The 18,841-nt window shown below is 64.0% G+C and carries 16 protein-coding genes; 9 read left to right on the top strand and 7 right to left on the bottom strand.

All coding sequences use genetic code 11. The features are described from left to right. Positions 1–178 precede the first annotated feature (178 nt). A complete protein-coding gene (gene tgt, locus J1M81_RS22760; RefSeq protein ID WP_032399321.1) occupies positions 179–1,417 on the top strand; it encodes a tRNA guanosine(34) transglycosylase Tgt in 1,239 nt (412 codons plus the stop codon). Here tgt and J1M81_RS22765 read toward each other — a convergent pair. Further along, positions 1,371–2,027 (bottom strand): pyridoxamine 5'-phosphate oxidase family protein, encoded by a 657-nt coding sequence (locus J1M81_RS22765; RefSeq protein WP_052061290.1) that lies wholly within the window; start codon positions 2,025–2,027, stop codon positions 1,371–1,373. The genes tgt and J1M81_RS22765 overlap by 47 nt on opposite strands. A 167-nt stretch (positions 2,028–2,194) precedes the next feature. On the opposite strand from J1M81_RS22765, the gene J1M81_RS22770 reads away from it, so the two are divergent. Genes J1M81_RS22770 through J1M81_RS22780 form a run of 3 tightly spaced genes read left to right on the top strand, consistent with a single transcriptional unit; the run spans position 2,195 to position 7,795 of the window. Beyond that, positions 2,195–6,556: a non-ribosomal peptide synthetase gene (locus J1M81_RS22770; RefSeq protein ID WP_230593348.1), complete on the top strand. Its 4,362-nt coding sequence runs from the start codon at positions 2,195–2,197 to the stop codon at positions 6,554–6,556. A gap of 50 nt (positions 6,557–6,606) precedes the next feature. Beyond that, on the top strand, positions 6,607–7,083 hold the full coding sequence (locus J1M81_RS22775; RefSeq protein WP_032392836.1) for a DUF2231 domain-containing protein: 477 nt from the start codon (positions 6,607–6,609) through the stop codon (positions 7,081–7,083). Further along, positions 7,076–7,795, top strand: coding sequence for a VIT family protein (locus J1M81_RS22780; protein WP_032373937.1), 720 nt, complete (start codon positions 7,076–7,078; stop codon positions 7,793–7,795). Before J1M81_RS22775 ends, J1M81_RS22780 begins: the two co-directional genes overlap by 8 nt. A gap of 6 nt (positions 7,796–7,801) precedes the next feature. On the opposite strand, the gene J1M81_RS22785 is transcribed toward J1M81_RS22780, so the two are convergent. From J1M81_RS22785 to J1M81_RS22795, 3 genes are read right to left on the bottom strand one after another with little or no spacing between them, the layout of a single operon-like run. Continuing rightward, positions 7,802–8,683, bottom strand: coding sequence for a M56 family metallopeptidase (locus tag J1M81_RS22785; protein WP_032399318.1), 882 nt, complete (start codon positions 8,681–8,683; stop codon positions 7,802–7,804). After that, positions 8,680–9,057 (bottom strand): BlaI/MecI/CopY family transcriptional regulator, encoded by a 378-nt coding sequence (locus J1M81_RS22790; protein WP_032367790.1) that lies wholly within the window; start codon positions 9,055–9,057, stop codon positions 8,680–8,682. Before J1M81_RS22790 ends, J1M81_RS22785 begins: the two co-directional genes overlap by 4 nt. A 57-nt stretch (positions 9,058–9,114) precedes the next feature. Continuing rightward, positions 9,115–10,062 carry a LysR family transcriptional regulator gene (locus J1M81_RS22795; protein ID WP_206498901.1) on the bottom strand — a complete coding sequence of 316 codons (948 nt, stop codon included), beginning with the start codon at positions 10,060–10,062 and terminating at the stop codon, positions 9,115–9,117. A 125-nt stretch (positions 10,063–10,187) separates the two neighbouring features. On the opposite strand from J1M81_RS22795, the gene J1M81_RS22800 reads away from it, so the two are divergent. From J1M81_RS22800 to J1M81_RS22820, 5 genes are all read left to right on the top strand, one after another. Continuing rightward, positions 10,188–11,609, top strand: a complete 1,422-nt coding sequence (locus J1M81_RS22800; RefSeq protein ID WP_032399317.1) for a M20 family metallopeptidase — start codon at positions 10,188–10,190, stop codon at positions 11,607–11,609. A 20-nt stretch (positions 11,610–11,629) separates the two neighbouring features. Then, the gene (locus J1M81_RS22805; RefSeq protein ID WP_045841462.1) at positions 11,630–12,937 is read left to right on the top strand and encodes an MFS transporter; all 1,308 of its coding nucleotides are present in this window, start codon (positions 11,630–11,632) and stop codon (positions 12,935–12,937) included. A 74-nt stretch (positions 12,938–13,011) separates the two neighbouring features. Continuing rightward, positions 13,012–13,866 (top strand): tryptophan 2,3-dioxygenase, encoded by an 855-nt coding sequence (locus J1M81_RS22810; protein WP_032399316.1) that lies wholly within the window; start codon positions 13,012–13,014, stop codon positions 13,864–13,866. Then, positions 13,866–15,074 (top strand): kynureninase, encoded by a 1,209-nt coding sequence (locus J1M81_RS22815; protein ID WP_032373942.1) that lies wholly within the window; start codon positions 13,866–13,868, stop codon positions 15,072–15,074. The genes J1M81_RS22810 and J1M81_RS22815 overlap by 1 nt, the downstream gene beginning before the upstream one ends. After that, positions 15,055–15,891 (top strand): PaaX family transcriptional regulator C-terminal domain-containing protein, encoded by an 837-nt coding sequence (locus J1M81_RS22820; RefSeq protein WP_032373943.1) that lies wholly within the window; start codon positions 15,055–15,057, stop codon positions 15,889–15,891. Before J1M81_RS22815 ends, J1M81_RS22820 begins: the two co-directional genes overlap by 20 nt. On the opposite strand, the gene J1M81_RS22825 is transcribed toward J1M81_RS22820, so the two are convergent. The 3 genes from J1M81_RS22825 to gluQRS form a co-directional block, all read right to left on the bottom strand. Continuing rightward, positions 15,888–16,631 (bottom strand): queuosine precursor transporter, encoded by a 744-nt coding sequence (locus tag J1M81_RS22825; RefSeq protein ID WP_032373944.1) that lies wholly within the window; start codon positions 16,629–16,631, stop codon positions 15,888–15,890. The two genes, J1M81_RS22820 and J1M81_RS22825, sit on opposite strands and share 4 nt — an antisense overlap. A gap of 77 nt (positions 16,632–16,708) precedes the next feature. Next, a complete protein-coding gene (locus tag J1M81_RS22830) occupies positions 16,709–17,470 on the bottom strand; it encodes a hypothetical protein (protein WP_206498902.1) in 762 nt (253 codons plus the stop codon). A gap of 104 nt (positions 17,471–17,574) precedes the next feature. Further along, entirely contained in the window at positions 17,575–18,435 is an 861-nt protein-coding gene (gene gluQRS / locus J1M81_RS22835; protein WP_032399315.1) for a tRNA glutamyl-Q(34) synthetase GluQRS, read from the bottom strand. Between the last annotated feature and the right edge of the window lie 406 nt (positions 18,436–18,841).

An 18,841-nucleotide genomic window follows, 5' to 3' on the forward strand; every position in this document is an offset into this window, starting at 1 on the left:
CATCCGGGCATCCGATCTGGCCATGGATTACTCCATAGCCGGTCACAGTGCCCCGCAGCATCATCACAGCCCGTGTGTCACATGTCCGTGGACATCTCGTGTCTCATATGTCCCCAGACTGAACACGTAGTGGGCTACGAATTTCCACTCACAAGCGGCGAAGCCGCATACTGACGCGGTGAGTTCTTCCAATTTCGGCTTCGATATCGGCACCCGGCTCGACGGTGAGCTCGGACGCACCGGCACCATCCACACCCCGCACGGCGATATCGCCACCCCCGCGTTCATTGCGGTGGGGACGAAGGCGACCGTCAAAGCGGTGCTGCCGGAGGCGATGAAGGAACTCGGCGCACAGGCGGTACTCGCCAACGCGTATCACCTGTACCTGCAGCCGGGCTCGGACATCGTCGACGAGGCAGGCGGCCTGGGCAAATTCATGAACTGGGACGGGCCCACGTTCACCGACAGCGGCGGCTTCCAGGTGATGTCCCTCGGTGTCGGGTTCAAGAAGGTCATCTCGATGGATGCCTCACGGGTGGAGTCCGACGACGTCATCGCCGAGGGCAAGGAACGATTGGCCCACGTCGACGACGACGGAGTCACATTCAAGTCCCATCTCGACGGCTCGAAGCATCGATTCACTCCCGAGGTGTCGATGCAGATTCAGCATCGGCTCGGAGCCGACATCATGTTCGCGTTCGACGAGCTGACCACGCTGATGAATACCCGCGGGTATCAGGAGAAGTCGGTCGACCGCACCCAGGCATGGGCGAAGCGATGCGTCCTCGAACACGAACGCCTCACCGTCGAGCGTGCCGACAAGCCGTACCAGGCGCTGTTCGGAGTGGTCCAGGGAGCGCAGTACGAGGACCTGCGACGCAAGGCCGCGCACGACCTCGAGACGATCACCGGTGAGACCGGCCGCGGCTTCGACGGCTACGGAATCGGCGGCGCACTCGAGAAGCAGAACCTGGGCACCATCACTCGGTGGGTGAACGAGGAACTGCCCGAACACAAGCCGCGCCACATGCTCGGGATCAGCGAGCCGGACGACTTCTTCGTCGCAATCGAGAACGGTGCCGACACCTTCGACTGCGTCAATCCCTCACGGGTGGCGCGCAATGCGGCGATCTATGTGCCCACGGGCCGCTTCAACATCAACACCGCGAAGCATCGGCGCGATTTCACCCCGATCGACGAGAACTGCGACTGCTACACCTGCGCGCACTACACCAAGGCCTACATCCATCACCTGTTCAAGGCGAAGGAGATGCTTGCCTCGACGCTGTGCACGATTCACAACGAGCGATTCACGGTCAAGCTGGTCGACGACATCCGCGCTTCGATCGAGCAGCAGCGATTCACCGAGTTCAAGACGGAGTATCTGGGCCGGTTCTATGCGTCGAAGACTGCCTGAGCTGATCTTCCAGCTCCGAAATACGCTGCAGTAGTTCGGTTTCCCGTTCGGCAGCTTTGCGCTGGTATACCTCGGACAGGTCCGCGAGGTACGCCGCGTCGTAGCGCGGGATGATGCTGCGCGTGCAGTTCCAGTCGAATGCCTCGACGTGGATGACGACGCTGCGTTCGCAGGTGGCCGCGACGGTCAGGTCACCGATCTTTTTGAGTCGCTCCAGTAGTTCGGGATCGTCCGCGGCCTCGATCGTACGTGCCCGTCCGTAGAGCTTGAGTCGTTGCCGCAGAGGGTAATTCACGAGGAAGATCGCGACGCGATCGTCGTGATCGAGATTGGCCGCCGTCACGTACTGATGGTTGCCGGCGAAATCGGCGAAACCCAGAGTGTGGTTGTCGAGAACCTGGAGAAATCCCTTCGGTCCACTGCGGTACTGGATGTAGGGCCACCCGGACTCGGTGACGGTGGCGATCTGGAACTGATCCAGGGCGCGGATCATCGCCTTCTCGCGATCGTCGAGTGGCATCGGGCCGTCGTCGGGTCGCTCGGTCTGTGAGCCGTAGGCGGTGTAACTGCCGTCGACCTGCTGCCGCGCAATCGCGGCAGGGCCGAACATCAGGTGGTGATAGTGGTTGTTCGGCGGCACGCACCGACCATACGACACCCCAGGCCAGCACGGCTGTCGAGATCTCGCCAGTGTTCGACTCTGGCAGCGGCGTACATTGTTACTACAGATCATGTAGTAGCTGGAACCGCCGTGGGGGGACCACAATGTTCGACGCCTTGCCTCTGACTTCGGCGCAGGCCGATATCTGGATGGCTCAGCAATTCATGCCGGACGCGCCCTTCGCCATCGCGTACTACGTCGATCTCGTCGGTGCTGTGGACCTGGATACCCTGGTTAACAGCGGAAGCGCGGCGCATCGAGAGTACTCGTCGTCGACGATGCGCATCGTCGAGATCGACGGCCTCCCGACGCAGCGGTTCGAGGCGGCGGAGACCGACGCAGTGCAGATCCTCGACTTCCGTGAGCACGACTCTCCGGCAGACGCGGCCCGACAGTGGATGAACGACGATTGTCGAACACCGCTGTCGACGGACGGTCAGCTCGTACGGTTGCGTGTCCTCCGCGTCGGGGACGATCGCGTGTTCTGGTACACCAGAGCCCACCACATCGCGCTCGACGGCTATGCCTCGATGAAGGTTCTCGAGCGGGCGGCGGCTCTATATGCCGCAGTACAGGACGGAGTGGAGCCACCGCTGATCGAGCCGACGACTCCCGCGGCACTTCTCGCCGAGGACGAGCGCTATCACGCATCCACTCGCGCACGGCGGGATCGGGAGTACTGGGAATCCACCGAGATGGGGTACACCGCGCCCCTAAGCCCGGCCGCCACGCCTGCATTCGTGCCCATCGTCGTGGGCGAAGATCGAACCATTTCTCGGGCCGACTGCGGTCAACCCACGTCGACGGTGGTCATCGCAGCATTCGCCGCCTATCTCGCGCGCATGAACGACACCGACGACGTCGATCTGTCCTTGCCCGTATCTGCACGGCCCACAGCACTTCTGCGCCGAGCCGGATGGTCGTTGTCGAATGTGGTTCCGTTGCGGCTGCCGGGCATCGGGTCGGCGACAGTGAACAGCGTGGTCAAATCGACCGAGGTCGCCATCGCAGCCGTGCTGCGACATCAACGCAGCAGGCCCCCGGCGTCGGAGAGTGGACGTGCACTGCGCGCCGGCCGTTTCGGGCCGACGATCAACGTGATGATGTTCGCGAACACGGTGTCCCTCGGCGATGTCGACGGCGAGATCAACATTCTGGCCACGGGTCCGGTGCCGGACCTTGCGGTCAACATCTATCCCGGTCGAGGCGGAGCTCGTCCGCGCATCGACTTCGAGGCCAACCCTGCCGCGTACACCCCGAGCGACCTCGCTCGCCACCACGAACGGTTCCTGCACTTCCTCGACCGTTTCGCCGCATCCGGCTACGGCGACACGGCAGTGGCCGACCTCGACCTGTTCCTCCCCGACGAGCGTGATGTGGCGTCCGCTTCGGTCGGCGCGGCCGTGACCGAGCACGGTTCTCTGAACGAGACGTTGACCGAGGCAATCATGAACTGCAGCAATCGAATTGCGATTCACGATGCGCATGTGTCGGTCACCTACGCAGAGTTGGCCACGAGAGTTGCTGCCCTCGCATCTGTTCTGACTGCCCGAGGAATCGGCATCGAGGACCGGGTGGCCGTGCGCATCGGCCGGTCGGTGGAGGGAGTCGTCGCGTTCTGGGCAATCGCGCGAGTGGGCGCGGTGTACGTTCCTGTCGACCCGAATCACCCCCGCGAGCGGGCGCAGTTCGTCGTGCACGACAGCGCAGCAGTGTTGGGTCTGTGCACGGCCGGCAACGAATCGGGCGCGATCGAGTGGCTGAACATCGAGAACGTTGTCGCAAAGGGAAGCTCGAACGATAGGACGGCGTCGACCGCACCGCACCAGGCGGCCTACGTCATCTACACCTCGGGATCCACCGGTACACCCAAGGGTGTCGTCGTCACCCACGATGGAATCTCCGCTCTGGTGCAACAGATCCGACGCAGCTACGACCTCGACGCCAGGTCGCGGGTCTGTCATCTCGCCTCACCCGGATTCGACACCGCCCTAGTCGAAATGCTGGCCGCAGCGAGTGCAGGCGCGGCAGTGGTGATCGCACCGACAAGTAGTTACGGTGGCTCGGAACTGTCCGATGTGATTGCCCAACAGGCTATTACCCATCTCTTGATCACGCCCTCGGTTCTGGCGACGATGGAGCCCGCAGCGCTGGTGGGTGTCGGGACGATCATCATCGGCGGTGAGGCAGCCCCGCAGGATACGGTCGACCGCTGGTCGACGGGTCGGCGACTGCTCAACGCCTACGGCCCCACCGAGACGACCTGCAGTGTGACGATGACGGCGCCGCTGCGTCCGGGCAGCACCGACGGAATCGGACGAGCCATGGTGGGTGCGGTGATTCACCTCCTCGATCGCACCCTACGGCCGGTTCCATCGGGTGCGGTCGGTGAGATCTACATCGAGACGTCCGGTATCGCGCGGGGATATCTCGGTCGCACCGTGGACACATCGGCGCGGTTCGTCGCGAACCCGTTCAGTAGCAATGGGATTCGGATGTTTCGTAGCGGAGACCGGGCGCGCCGGCGCGAAGATGGCACGCTGGAGTTCCTCGGCCGCATCGACGATCAGATCAAGATTCGGGGAAATCGCGTCGAACTGGGTGAGGTCGACGCAGCGCTACGGGCGCATCCGGAGGTCGTATCGGCATCGTCTGCGTTGCGTCGCAGCGACACTGGTGATCTGCGTATCGACGGGTACGTCGTGGCCGCGCGCGCCGGGCACGTGCTCGACACCGAGGCCATTCGTCGGGATCTCGCACAGAGACTGCCTACCCACATGGTGCCGTCGACCCTGTCGGTTCTCGACGAGATTCCGTTGACCATCAATCGGAAGGTCGATCGCGGTGCACTTCCCGCGCCGGACCTCACCACGTCGACGACCGGTGCTCGAAGCGAACCGTCCGGTGCCACCGAGGAAATCGTGGCGGCCGCGTTCGCGCGCGTGCTCGGCAGGGACGGTGTCGATTGCACCGCGTCGTTCTTCGACCTCGGAGGCGACTCGCTGGCGGCGACCAGAGTCGTTGCGTCGGTGCGGGCCGAGACATCGGCGGACATCGGTGTGCGAGACCTCGCCGGTGCGCCGTCCGTCCAGGCGTTGGCTGCATGTATCGATGAGCGTCGTCTGGTTGAGCGGCAGGACAATTCGCGGCCCGAATGCGGAATTTCGGAGGGGGTAGTCGCAATTCCGCTCGCGCCGCAGCAACGCCACATCGATCGAAGCGCACGGCTTCCGCTGTACAACCTGCCGTTCACGGTCACGATTTCCGGGGAGTTCCACGCAGTAGCAGCCGCGCAGGCCTTGACCGACCTGATCGATCGACACAGCACGCTGCGTACGCGCTACCCGGATGTCGACGGGGTCCCGGTGCAAGTGGTCGAACCGGATTCTGCCGGCGTCGCACCGAATCTCGTTGTCCACCACTTCGACGATGCCGCGGTGACGCAGATCCTCGAGCAAGCCTTCGACGTGCGCACCGAGGTTCCGATCCGAGCGCGCCTGTTCGCAGTAGCGCCCGATCGCCACGTGCTTGCGTGCGCCATTCACCACATCGCCGCGGACGGGTGGTCACTGGGGCTGTTGGCGTCGGATTTCGTCGTCGCGTATCACGCCAGGATGACCGGCACCACGCCGTCGTGGCCCGAATTACCCTTGTACTACGCCGATTACAGCGTCTGGGCCTGCACACGAGACGTATCGGCCGATCTGGACTTCTGGCGCGCAGAGCTGGCGGACATACCCAGGTCGAGGGACTTGCCACTGGACCGGCCGCGAGCACAGGACTGGGATTTCTCCGGCGCACGCACAACGCTACGGTTCGATGCACACGCCACGCAGAGAATGTCCGGTCTCGCACAACGCTGCGTGACAGGACGATTCACCGTGCTGCGCGCAGCGCTGTTGATTCTGCTCGCCGAGATGACAGCGTCCACTGATCTGGTCATCGGAACCCCGGTTGCCGGTTGCGACGACCCGAACCTCGAGCAGGTCGTCGGAACGTTCACCACCACCGTTGCCATCCGGACCGAGATCGCAGCGGCGACAACCGTCGAAGACGTCGTGAAGGCGGCCCGGGCCAGCGAACTGCGGGCCTTCGACCATGCGACGGTGCCGTTCGAAGATGTCGTGACTGCCGTCGCTGCGGAGTCGTCGGAAGCGCGGCATCCCATCTTTCAGGTTGCGCTGTCGTTGGATGTCTTCACCTCCGCGACCCTCGACATGGGGGACGTGCACGTCGAGATCACGCCGCAGCCGATCGACATCGCCAAGTGCGATCTCCACTTTCACGTCACCGAACGGCGGGACGACGAAGGGAAGGCTATCGAGACTACGGTCGATATCGTCTATTCCACAGCATTGTTCGACCAGAACACCGTGATGGAGCTCGGTCGGCGATTCGAGCAGATCCTGACGGCAGGCGTCGCAGAACCGGACTCGGCGTGGCGAAACCCGACCACCTATGTACTACACGATGTGTAGTATCTACGGTGCGTGAGGTGCACGCGACTTCGAATCCAGCGGGAGAACGCATGTCCACCTTCAACGGCCTTCCGGCCCATATTCTGCTCGTTCACTTCATCGTGGTGCTGGCACCGTTGACCGCGCTGCTCGCCATTGCGGCCAGTATCTGGACCGGTGTGCGCAGCAGGCTGGTGTGGCTCATCGCAGCCCTGGCGGTGTTCACGCTGGCGCTGACTCCGCTGACCACCGAGGCAGGCGAGTGGCTCGAGAAGCGCGTACCCGAGACCGCGGCGGTGGAGCAGCACACCGAGATCGGTGACTGGATGATCTACTTCTCCGTCGGCTTGGTGATCGTCGCTGCGCTGCTCGTGTTCCTGCATCTGCGTGAGCGTCGCGGTAACGCGCCCGTGCGGTGGCAGTCGATTGTCGTCGTGGTCTTGGCAGTAGTGATCGGAGCGACCACAATCGTCCAGGTGTACAGAATCGGAGAGTCCGGCGCTCGCGCCGCGTGGGACGACGTATCGGCAACGGCCGTCGATGAGTGAGCCCGAGCCGAGCCTGCACGAGCACGAACCGCACGGTGATCTGTCCGGTCGGCTGAACTGGCTGCGGGCCGGGGTGTTGGGTGCCAACGATGGCATCGTCTCCACCGCCGGCCTGGTCGTCGGCGTCGCGGCCGCCACCACGGACAGAGGGTCGCTGCTCACCGCTGGTGTCGCGGGGCTCGTCGCCGGAGCGGTGTCCATGGCGCTGGGGGAGTACGTCTCGGTGAGCACGCAACGTGACGCCGAGCGTTCTCTGCTGATCAAGGAACGCCGAGAACTCGACGAGCAACCCGAGCAGGAATTGGCCGAGCTCGCGGCACTGTACGAGGCCAAGGGCCTGTCGGCCGACACGGCACAGACCGTCGCTCGCGAACTCACCGAGCACGATCCGTTTGCCGCCCACGTGGACATCGAGTTGGGCATCGACCCGGATGCGCTGACCAATCCGTGGCAGGCGGCCGGCTCGTCTGCGGTGTCGTTCGTCAGCGGTGCCCTGCTGCCGTTGCTGTCCATTCTGTTGCTGCCGCCGTCGCTGCGCGTTCCGGTGACGTTCGTCGTGGTGCTGCTGGCTTTGGCCTTGACCGGAAGCATCAGCGCGCGTCTCGGCGGTGCGCCGGGTCGGCCGGCGATGACTCGCATCGTGATCGGTGGTGCGATCGCGATGGCCGTCACCTATGCGATCGGCCAACTGGCGGGCGTTGCCGGTATCTGACCGAGATCAGCGGAAGATCGAAGTGGCAGCTTCCCCGGTTTCGGGTGCCACCACATCTTGGACGACGTCGAACAATGCCACCGAGATGACGGCGAAGGCGAGGACGAGGACCACGCCGGCGGCCAGGATTCCACGGTCGGGGCGATGCTGCGGTGGTTCACCGAGGGCTTGGACCCGCCGCACGACGTCGCCACCGGTACTGGCGAGGGTGCGAGTTCCACGGTCGAGCTGATTCCGGAGCAAAGAGGTTCTGGCGATGGCAGACAACGTCTCTCGCCGTCCCAGCCTTGCCGCACTCTCGTCTGCCTGACGCTCCGCCGCGTGCCGTACCTTCGCGGTCAACGGTTCGAGAACCGGATCGACGCGGGCCGCGATTTCGCACATCTGGATCCACACGCTGTGACGGTGCCGCAGATGGGCGCGCTCGTGCTCGATCACTGCTCGTAATTCGTTGTCCGACAACGCTTCCGCGAGGCCGGTAGTGATCACGACGGCACCTCCGCCGGAGGGGACGGCAAAAGCGTCAGGAACGTCGGAGTCGACCACGACGATGCCGCCCGTCGCCCGCGCCTCGTCACCGAATTCGGATGCGATGGACGTACTGGCGACGACGCGTCGAATATGGCGGGCCACTTCGACCGACCGCCAGATCATCCACGCGCAGATCACGATTCCCAGTGTCACCCACACGGCCCGACTCGTCGCCAGGAAGACCGCGGCGAGCGCAGTCAGGGACGCGAGCGCCGAGAACGCCGTGACCACAGACAGAATGGGCAGCAGCACCACGGCGGTCGAGGGGTTGAGACGACGGTCGATGCGGTCGGCTCCGAATCCAAGGAGCAGCGACAGCGCCCACGGCAATACGGCGACGATCAGGAGCAGAGTCATCGATGGTGCTCGGCTGCGTCCGATTTGGCGAGCAACTCTCGCAGCGTCGCCTCGTCCTCAGGGTCGAGTGCGGCCACGAAGCTGGCCAGTACGTCGGCGCGCTCGGCTCGTGTGCCGAGCTCGGTGCGCATTCGCATCGCGGCCCGAAGCGCCGGGATCTCGTCGACCGGGGCGTTGAGGGTGTAGACGTACGACCGTCCTCGACGCTCGCGATCGACCAGCCCCTTGCCGTGCAAGCGCACCAATGCGGTCATGACGGTGGTGTGCGCGAGATCCGAGCCCAGATGCTCGCGGGCCTGGGCCACCGAGAGTTCCGTGTGCTCGCCGAGCAAATCGAGGATCGACTCCTCCAACTGTCCGGACGCTCTTCGCACTGCGATCCCTCACTCGATTCGGTTACCTCGAGGATAGGCCAGTTCGAGGTCCCGCCACTATCCCGCGGCCTCGAGAATGTCGGTCAACGCGTCGATCAGAGCCACGATTCGGGCCGACGGCGGCCTACCGCGCATCGTGTGAATTTCGGCCCGGCGCTGAGCGAACACCGGATGCACGAGGGGGATGTACGTCAGGCCCGATTTGCGGTCACCACCCAGGTCGCTGACGAGTGCGACGCCGTCGCTCGAGCGAGCGAACTCCAGTATCGGCGCCAGCCGCTCGCATTGCAGACCGACGTGGGGTGAGAGTCCCTCCAGACGGATTCCGGCGTCGAACAATTCGCGTTGACTCGAGCCGGTGGTCGACAGCGCGAGGGGATAGGCGCAGATGTCAGCCAGATCGACGCTGGCTCGGTCGCTGAGCGGGTGACCGAGCGCGACGACGGCGCAGATGGGCACGGTGACGGAATGTTCGACCGTCACGTCGGTGCGTCGACCGAGCGAGAAGGTGACCGCGACGTCCGCGCGGGCGTCGACCACCCGTCGGCTGGCCTCGTCCGGTCCCACCACGTCCAAAGTGAAGGTGACCGACGGGTGAGTCCGATGGACCGACGCCATGGCCCGTGGGACGACGGACTGCGAGAAACCTTCGGTGCAGGCGACGGTGACGCTGCCGTGTTCGGTGGCGTCGACGCTGCGTATTTCGGCGATGAGAGTCGACGATTCCACTTCGTGTCTGCGCGCGTGGGCGAGGAGGCGATGGCCCGCTTCGGTGAGTGTCATTCCCCGGGCATGTCGCGCGAAGAGCGGCACGCCGATGTCACGTTCGAGCTTGGCGATCTGTCTGCTGACCGCCGACGCGGCCAGATGTTGTGTTGCGGCCGCCTCGGTGACCGACCCCGTTCTCGCTACTTCGCAGAAGTACGTCAGCGCGGAGGGCATCAGATGCAACGAAATCACCCCTTCTTTCACAGCACTGTCACGGCGGTGACACGTGATTGTCATCGAACCTCTGCCCGGCCTCAGCGTTGCCGTGAAAGCAACGCAGGGAGCGTCAATCGGCAATGGTGTAGACGGTATCGGGCTCGCTACTGTCAGGCGAACACCAGGCCGACGGCGAGGGAGATTCGATGAACCGCGAGCATGTGATCGCACAGGCCAAGGACTTCTACGATTCGGGTGCGTTCCATCGTGAACTCTCCGAGCTCGTGTCGGTCCCCTCGGAAAGTCAGTCGACGGCTGGTCGAGTTGCGTTGTCGGCATATCTCCAGGATCTGCTCGTGTCGAGGCTCGAGGCGCTCGGGTGTGCGGTCGAGACCTATTCCAACCCGGTCGAGGAGGGTGGTCCCTTCCTGATCGCCACCCGTCACGAGGCCCCCGAACTGCCGACCGTGCTCTGTTACGGCCACGCCGACGTGGTTCTGGGCATGGCCGAGGACTGGTCGGACGGATTGTCGCCGTGGACTCTCGTCGAGCGAGACGGCCGGCTCTACGGGCGCGGAACGGCCGACAACAAGGGTCAGCATCTGGTGAACCTCGCGGCACTGCGGACGGTTCTCGACGCCCGCGGATCGTTGGGATTCAACCTGACGCTGTTGTTCGAGACCGGTGAGGAGATCGGCTCACCCGGACTCGAACAATTCGTGTCGGATCACCGAGGCGAACTCGCTGCCGACGTGCTGATCGCCTCGGACGGACCACGCCTCGACGCCCAGACGCCCACACTGTTTCTCGGTGCCCGTGGGGGCGTGGACTTCGACCTCGTCGTCGACCTACGTGAGCGCGGCTACCACTCGGGCAACTGGGGTGGACTGCTCCGCAACCCCGCGACCACCCTGGCCGGTGCCATCGGGACGCTCGTCGACGGTCACGGCCGTATCCAGCTCGACGGCTTGGTGCCCGAGCGCATTCCCGAGTCCGTCGTCGATGCGCTCAGAGCTATCGAGGTCGGACGCACCCCGGGCGATCCGGTGGTCGACTCCGGCTGGTCGGCCACCGAATTGTCGCCTGCAGAGCGGGTTTTCGGGTGGAACACTCTCGAAGTGATCGCCATGAGCGCCGGCAACATCGTCGAACCGGTCAATGCGATTCCGGGCCAGGCGCGAGCGCGGTTGCAGCTGCGGTACGTCGTCGGGACCGACCTCGACGATCTCGGCGCGCGGTTACGACGACACCTCGACGCGCACGGGTACTCGATGGTCGCCGTCGAACTCGGCATCTCGTTTCCTGCGAGCCGAACGGACCCGAACGACCCCTGGGTTCGCACGGTCGCCCAGTCGGTCGAGCGCACCGTCGGGTCCCCGGTCACCGTGCTGCCCAACATCGGTGGGTCACTGCCCAATCACGTATTCACCGACACTCTCGGAATTCCGACGGTCTGGATGCCGCACTCCTACCCGGGATGCCGTCAACATGCACCCGACGAACACATGCTCGCATCCGTTGCGCGCGAGGGACTCGCCATGGCCACGGGCCTGTTCTTCGACCTCGGTGCGGGTACAGACGACGACCGCGACGCACCGCTCGAATCCGCCAGCGCCTCGCGCTCCTGAACACCACCGGAGAATCCGACATGTCCACTGCACACGTTCATCGAACTCCCGATCGTGACGGCGCGGGTGAAGCCGTTGTGTCCGTGAAGAATCCGGTCCGGGCCATCGCGGCCGCGACCATCGGGAACGCTCTCGAATGGTTCGACATCGCCATCTACGCGTTGTTTGCCATCTACATCGGGCAGAACTTCTTTCCCTCGGCTGACCCCGGCGTGCAACTGGTGCAGACGTTCGCGGTCTTCGGGGTCTCGTATCTGATTCGCCCCCTCGGCGGACTGATCCTCGGCTCCTACGCAGACCGGAAAGGGCGAAAGAAGGCTCTGGTGATGAGCATTCGCCTGATGGTGCTCGGCACCGCGTTGATCGCCTTCATGCCCAATTACGACGACATCGGCATCCTCGCTCCGATCGGTATCATCGTCGCGCGCCTGATTCAGGGCTTCGCGGCCGGTGGCGAATTTGGCGCGGCCACATCCTTTCTCGTCGAACAGAACGGCAAGCGCCGCGGATTCTTCGGCAGCTTCCAGTTCGCCAGCCAGGGACTGGCTACGCTGATGGCGGCCTCGTTCACCGCCGGATTGACCGCGGTGTTGTCCGAGGCCAGCATGGTCGACTGGGGTTGGCGAGTGCCGTTCGTCTTCGGGCTCATGGTGGGCCCGGTGGGATGGTTCATCCGACGTCACGTCGACGAATCACCGGCCGTCGTCGCCGCGTCGGACACCCCGAAATCGCCTGTGCGCGATCTGTTTCGGAATCAGTGGGGCGGGATTCTCATCGCCGGCGGTGTGCTGGTGGTGTCCACCGCGCTGAACTTCATTCTGCAGTACCTGCCGACCTTCGGTATCAAGCAACTGGGACTGAACAATTCGCTGTCGTTCGTAGCATTGATGATCACCGGCGTCATCCTGACGGTGGTGACACCGTTCGTCGGCCAGCTGTCCGACAAGGTGGGACGCATCAAGATCATGTTGCCGTCGGCGATCGCGATCGGCGTCAGCGTCGTCCCGCTCTTCATGTGGCTCATTGCGGTGCCGTCGTTCCTCACCCTCGCGCTCGTCATGACCGTGCTCGGATTGCTGAAGGCGCTGTACTTCGGTGCGCTGCCGTCGGTGATGTCCGACGCGTTCCCGGTCCATTCGAGGGCCACCGGCCTGTCGTTCGGATACAACGTCACCACGGCGATCTTCGGTGGATTCACTCCGACCATCGCGGCCGCTCTGGTGGCCGCGACCGGTCAGGCGGTGTCCCCGGGCTACTACATCCTGGCGGTGTCCCTGGTCAGCATCGCTGCGCTGATCGGTGCCGTACGGATTCGCGGCATTCGCTAGCTTACAGATGCCTAGCGGTCGGCACATTGATGTAATACGCTGATCTCACCAGCCCACCACCTCGAGGACGATCCATGAGCGTCGAAGCGAACACCCGGAATATCGAGAAGAGCGTCGTCACCGATTTCAGTGACCGCATGAGCTACGGGTCCTACCTCGACCTCGATACGCTGCTCAGCGCTCAGAAACCGGTGAGCACCCCCGAGCATCACGACGAACTGCTGTTCATCATCCAGCACCAGACCACCGAGCTGTGGCTCAAGCTGGTGCTGCACGAGACCCTTGCCGCGCGAGCCGCATTCGATGCCGACGACATCGGTACCGCACTCAAGTGCGTGGCCCGGGTGAAGCACATCCAGAAGACGCTCACCGAGCAGTGGTCGGTGCTGGCGACACTCACCCCGACGGAGTACTCCCAGTTCCGCGACTTCCTCGGCAACTCCTCGGGGTTCCAGTCGTATCAGTACCGGGCCGTGGAGTTCGTGCTGGGCAACAAGAATCCGGGAATGCTGACGGTCTTCGAGTCCGATCCTGCTGCGCATGAGATGCTTTCGACTCTGTTGCGCGAGCCCAGCCTGTACGACGCCTTCTGGCGGTCGTTGGCACGGCAGGGATACGACGTACCGGCATCGGCCCTCGACCGTGATGTCGCGACGGCATACACGTTCAACGAGGACCTGATGCCGCTGATCAAGTTCGTCTACGAGAACCACACCGAACATTGGGCGGTGTACGAGGCATTCGAGGAGCTCGTCGACTTGGAGGAGAACTTCCAGCTCTGGCGATTCCGCCACATGCGCACGGTGCTGCGCACCATCGGAATGAAGAGCGGGACGGGAGGGTCGAGTGGCGTCGGGTTCTTGCAGAAAGCACTCGAACTCACGTTCTTTCCCGAATTACTCGCTGTGAGAACGGAAATCGGCCGATGATGGAACGTGCAGTCGAACTCGACAACAAGGACCCGCTCCGCAGCTATCGTGACAAGTTCCTCGGCAGTGACGACCCGTCGATCAGCGCGTATCTCGACGGCAACTCGCTGGGCCGGCCGACCAAGGCGAGCGTCGAACGCATCAATGCCTTCATGACCGACGCCTGGGGCGGACGCCTCATTCGCGGCTGGGACGAGCAGTGGTTCGACCTCCCCGTCACCATCGGCGACGCCCTGGCCGACGCCACCCTCGGGGCCGCGCCCGGGCAGACCACCATCGGCGATTCGACGACGGTACTGCTGTACAAGCTGGCGCGGGCGGCGATCGCCATGCGGCCCGGCCGCACCGAGATCATCATCGACCGCGACAACTTCCCGACCGACCGATACCTGCTCGAAGGTATTGCGGCCGAGTTGAATATGACCCTGCGATGGATCGAGACGGACCGCCGCGGAGGCATCGAACCGGAACAACTCGCCGAGGTGGTGGGGGAGAACACCGCCCTGGTGGTGATCACCCACGTCGCCTACCGGTCAGGCTTCCTTGTCGACGTGGCCGAGGCGACGCGTATCACGCACGAAGCCGGCGCACTGATGCTGTTGGACGTGTGCCATTCCGTCGGTTCGGTGCCGCTCGAATTCGATTCGTGGGGAGTCGATTTGGCCGTCGGGTGCACCTACAAGTACCTCAACGGAGGTCCGGGATCGCCGGCCTTCGCGTACGTGCGCAGTGATCTTCTGGCCGACTTCGTGCAGCCGATCTGGGGGTGGATGGGCCGGGCCGATCCGTTCGAGATGGCGCAGGGTTACGTTCCGGCACAGGGCATTCGACGCGTCATCAGTGGTACGCCGTCGGTGTTCGGGATGATCGCGATGCAGGACACCATCGAGATGATCGCCGAGGTGGGCATGGACGCGATCCGTGCGAAGTCCGTTGCGCTCACCGAATACGCCCTCGAACTCGTGCGTGAGATGCTGGTACCGCTCGGGGTGGAGATCGCCTCACCCGAGGATTCGAATCGGCGCGGTGGTCACGTCACCATCGACCACCCAGATTTCAAGGCCATCACTGCTCGGCTGTGGGAGCAGGGTGTCATCCCAGATTACCGCGCACCACAGGGTATTCGGCTGGGGTTGAGCCCACTGAGTACCTCGTACCGCGAGGTGTACCTGGGTATCGTGGCGATTCGTGACGAACTCCGCGCCTAGCACCGCCGGGGCCATCCTCGACGACTTCGAGTCTCGTCCAGGTAGCGCCACCTCTTTGGTGCGCACGGTGCTCGGAGCCTACGTTCGGCCTCTCGGCGGGTGGTTTGCCATCGCCGATTTCGTCGTCTGGATGGACACGCTGGGAGTGCCACCGGAAAGCACGCGCATTGCGGTGACGAGGTTGAAGAAGAAGGGCGTCGTCGAATCAGCTAATCGAGAGGGCCGCACCGGCTATCGGATCACCGAGCAGGCCGATGCGATGTTCGCTCGGGGAGACGGTCGGATCTTCGGCTTCCGGCGGATGGCCGACGGCGATCCATTCCGGTTGATCTCGTTCACCATTCCCGAGACGCAACGCGCGGCGCGCCACCAGCTGAGGCGACGACTCACCGGAATAGGCTGTGGCACAGTCTCACCAGGATTGTGGATCGCGCCCGAATATCTGGCGGCGGAGGCCATTGCCATCGTCGACGCGTTGGAGTTGTCGCAGTACGTCACGACGTTCGTCGCGTCCGAGGTCGCGCCTCCCGGCACGCTGCGCGAAAGTGCCGAGCAGTGGTGGGAGCTGGCCGGCATCGCTGATCGGCATCGGGCATTTCTCGACGCTTTCGACGGCGGGTCGCCGGCGCGGAACCCGCGCGATGCGTTTGTCACATTCGTGCCTTTGCTCGACGAATGGCGCGTCATTCCCTACGTCGACCCGGGTCTTCCGCCGTGTATGACACCGGAGGACTGGCCGGGCACCCGGGCCGTCGCCACGTTCGAGACGGCCCGGGAGCGCTACTTCGATCTGAGTACGGAATGGGTCGCGTTCTAGCGATCCTGGTACGACGGCTCGCGCTTTTTGATGTACGAGATGACGCGGTACGTGATGGGCATGACGATGACCTCTGCCAGTGTCTTCCACAGGAATCCGACGATGACGTAGTTGATGAAGTCGGTCCACGTGGTGATGCCGATGACTCCGGCGGCGATGGAGCAGAAGATCAGCGTGTCGAAGAATTCGCCGACGATGGTCGAGCCGATCAGTCGCGCCCACAGGTGCTTTTCCTTGGTGCGTTCCTTGATCTTGACCAGCACGACGGAGTTGAGGAGCTGCCCCACGGTGTAGCCGGCGAGACCGGCGAGGACCAGTCGGGGGACGACGCCGACGACGCTTTCGAGCGCGGCCTGGTTCTCGTAGAACGAGGCGGCGGGGAGTTCGATGGCGATCCAGAAGCACACGGACGTGAGCAGCAGGGAGCCGAAGCCAAGGTAGATCGCCCGGCGCGTGGCTCTGAAGCCGTAGACCTCGCTGAGCACGTCGCCGAGGATGTAGGCGAGGGGGAAGAGGAAAAATGCGCCGTCGGTATTGATCGGCAGGATTTGGAACGGTCCGAGCATGACGTCGGACGAGGCGAAGAAGGCGACACCTTTGCTGGCGGCCACATTCGAGATCAGCAGCGTCGCGACGAACAACGCGACGATGGTGGGGTAGTAGCCCCGGCTGATGTGAGCGAACGTGGCCTGCCCAGACTCGGTGCCGCCGTCAGGGGCGGTGTGTTGGGTAGTAGTCACCTGACAATCCAAGCACCGAGACGACGATGGGCGCGAATCCCGGGGTGGGATGCGCGCCCATCGAGGCGGACTACAGGTCAGGCGACATGGCCACGCACCGTGACGCGGTAGGCGTAGGTTCCGGCGATGATCGTGATCGGAATGCTCGCCAGCAGGCCGATGCCGAGGAGGAGGCCGCCGACGATATTGATGCCGACCAGGGCGAGCGCGAGGACGAAGAGGGTCCCGCCGTTCGACGCGATTGCCTGCGCGCTGGCCTTGATGGCGGGAATCGGCTCGTCGCCGCGGTCGATGACGAACTGGAAGGTCCACCACGTGAAGAACGTGATGACGATGCCGGGGATGATCAGCAGAACGAAGCCGATGCTGGTTGCAATGCCGACGAGGATGCCGGCGATGATGACGGCGGCAACATTGCCGAACTGGAAGAAGGACCCGAACGCGGGCTTGACCCCGTCCACCTCATGCAGAGCGCCGCGAACGAGTGCCGCCTGGATGAGGAGTGAGACGACACCGATGATGACGCTGAAGATCAAGCTGAAGACGATGTTGTTGGAGCTCAACACGTAGTTCAGTACGACCTGGATGACCGCGGCGATCAGGACGATGCCGACCCAGACGAGTGCGTTCTGCTTGAACTTCTCGAAGCCGTAGCCGATGGCCGTTCCCACGGACAGCTGCGTCGGCATCGGTGAGTTACCGAACGACGGAGGCGGCGGATAGTTGCCTTGCGCGGGTGGTGGGTAGTTGCCGGGTGGTGGGTAGCCGCCGCCCTGCGGCGGGGGATAACCACCGGGGTTCTGTGGATCCTTGTCGGGGTCGTAGCCGCCTGAGGTCATGGTGTCCTTCTCCCTCGGGATAAGTTTGTCGCGGTCACTGTACGTCCGATTCGTCCTCGAGTCGGGTTCTGTCGCGTTGCAACGTGATCTCGATCGGTTCGTGGTCAGACGATCGAGGGGTCGAACACCCACGGTTCGCGCGGCACCAGCCTCGGCTTCCACTGTTCGAGCAGTTCCTCGGCGTTCTTCACGTCCGGCATGCCGAGGGAGCCGGTGATGAGCGCCCACGCATCGGGCCGTTCGCGCAACGTGACGGCACCGTCGCGCTTGGCAAGGCGCTTGCCCTCGACGTTCAGAGCGAGGGGCACGTGGACGTACGTCGCGGGGGTCAGGCCCAAGAGTTGAGCGAGGTAGCCCTGCCGCGGCGCGGACGTGAGCAGGTCGTCGCCGCGGACGATCTGGTCGACGCCTTGCGCGCCATCGTCGACGACGACGGCGAGGTTGTAGGCGGGTACACCGTCGGATCGACGCAGGACGAAGTCGTCCACCTGGCCTCGGAAGAGACCGTGCAGCTGATCGACGACGGTGAATTCGGTTGTCTGCGAGCGCAATCGGATGGCAGGTGGTCGGTCTTTGGCTGCTTTCTCGTCAGCGGTCAGATTTCTGCAGGTCCCCGGGTATGCGCCGTCGGGTGCATGCGGAGCCGACGCGGCCTGCAGGATTTCCCGACGCGTGCAGAAGCATTCGTACGTCAGCCCGGCGGCGGTGAGCGTGCGAATCGTGGCGTCGTAGATTTCCCGACGCTCGGATTGCCGCATGATCGGCCCGTCCCAGTCGATGCCGATTGCCGCGAGGTCGTCGAGTTGACGTTGCTCTGAGCCGGCTTTCACGCGATCGAGGTCCTCGACGCGCATCACGAAACGACGTTCAGTGGAGCGGGCGAAGAGCCATGCCAGTAGTGCGGTTCGTAGATTGCCGAGATGCAGATCGCCCGAAGGACTGGGGGCGAAGCGTCCGGCGGGCATGGGAACAGCTTAGTTTCAGGGTGTTCATAACTGACCAACCGATTGCGGTATCGGGGTATCGGGGTATCGCAGCGAGTTTCGGCTGCGAAGACTTCGGTATGTGCGTGCGAACAACGATCGGCCATGTCGTATCGGTAGATCCCCGGCCGGATGCCGGCGATGCGGGTTGCGAACAGGAACGTGTCGCGGGTGCGGAGGCCGCCTGCGGTCGGTGCCACGCTCAGCGGGTACTCGCGGTCGCCGTAGGCCTCGATCCGGCGTCCGAGTCCGAGCGCGGTACCGAGCAGGGTTCCGACCGAATCCACGCTCAGTTCGCCACTCGGGTCGAAGTCGTACCGCGAACGCCGGGCATGGACCAGCGCTGTGAACGGCGAGTCGAGTGTGCGTGGCTTCGGGAGGTGAATCG

The organism is Rhodococcus sp. KRD175 (assembly GCF_017168275.1).
In the GTDB taxonomy this organism is placed as follows: Bacteria; Actinomycetota; Actinomycetes; order Mycobacteriales; family Mycobacteriaceae; genus Rhodococcoides; species Rhodococcoides fascians.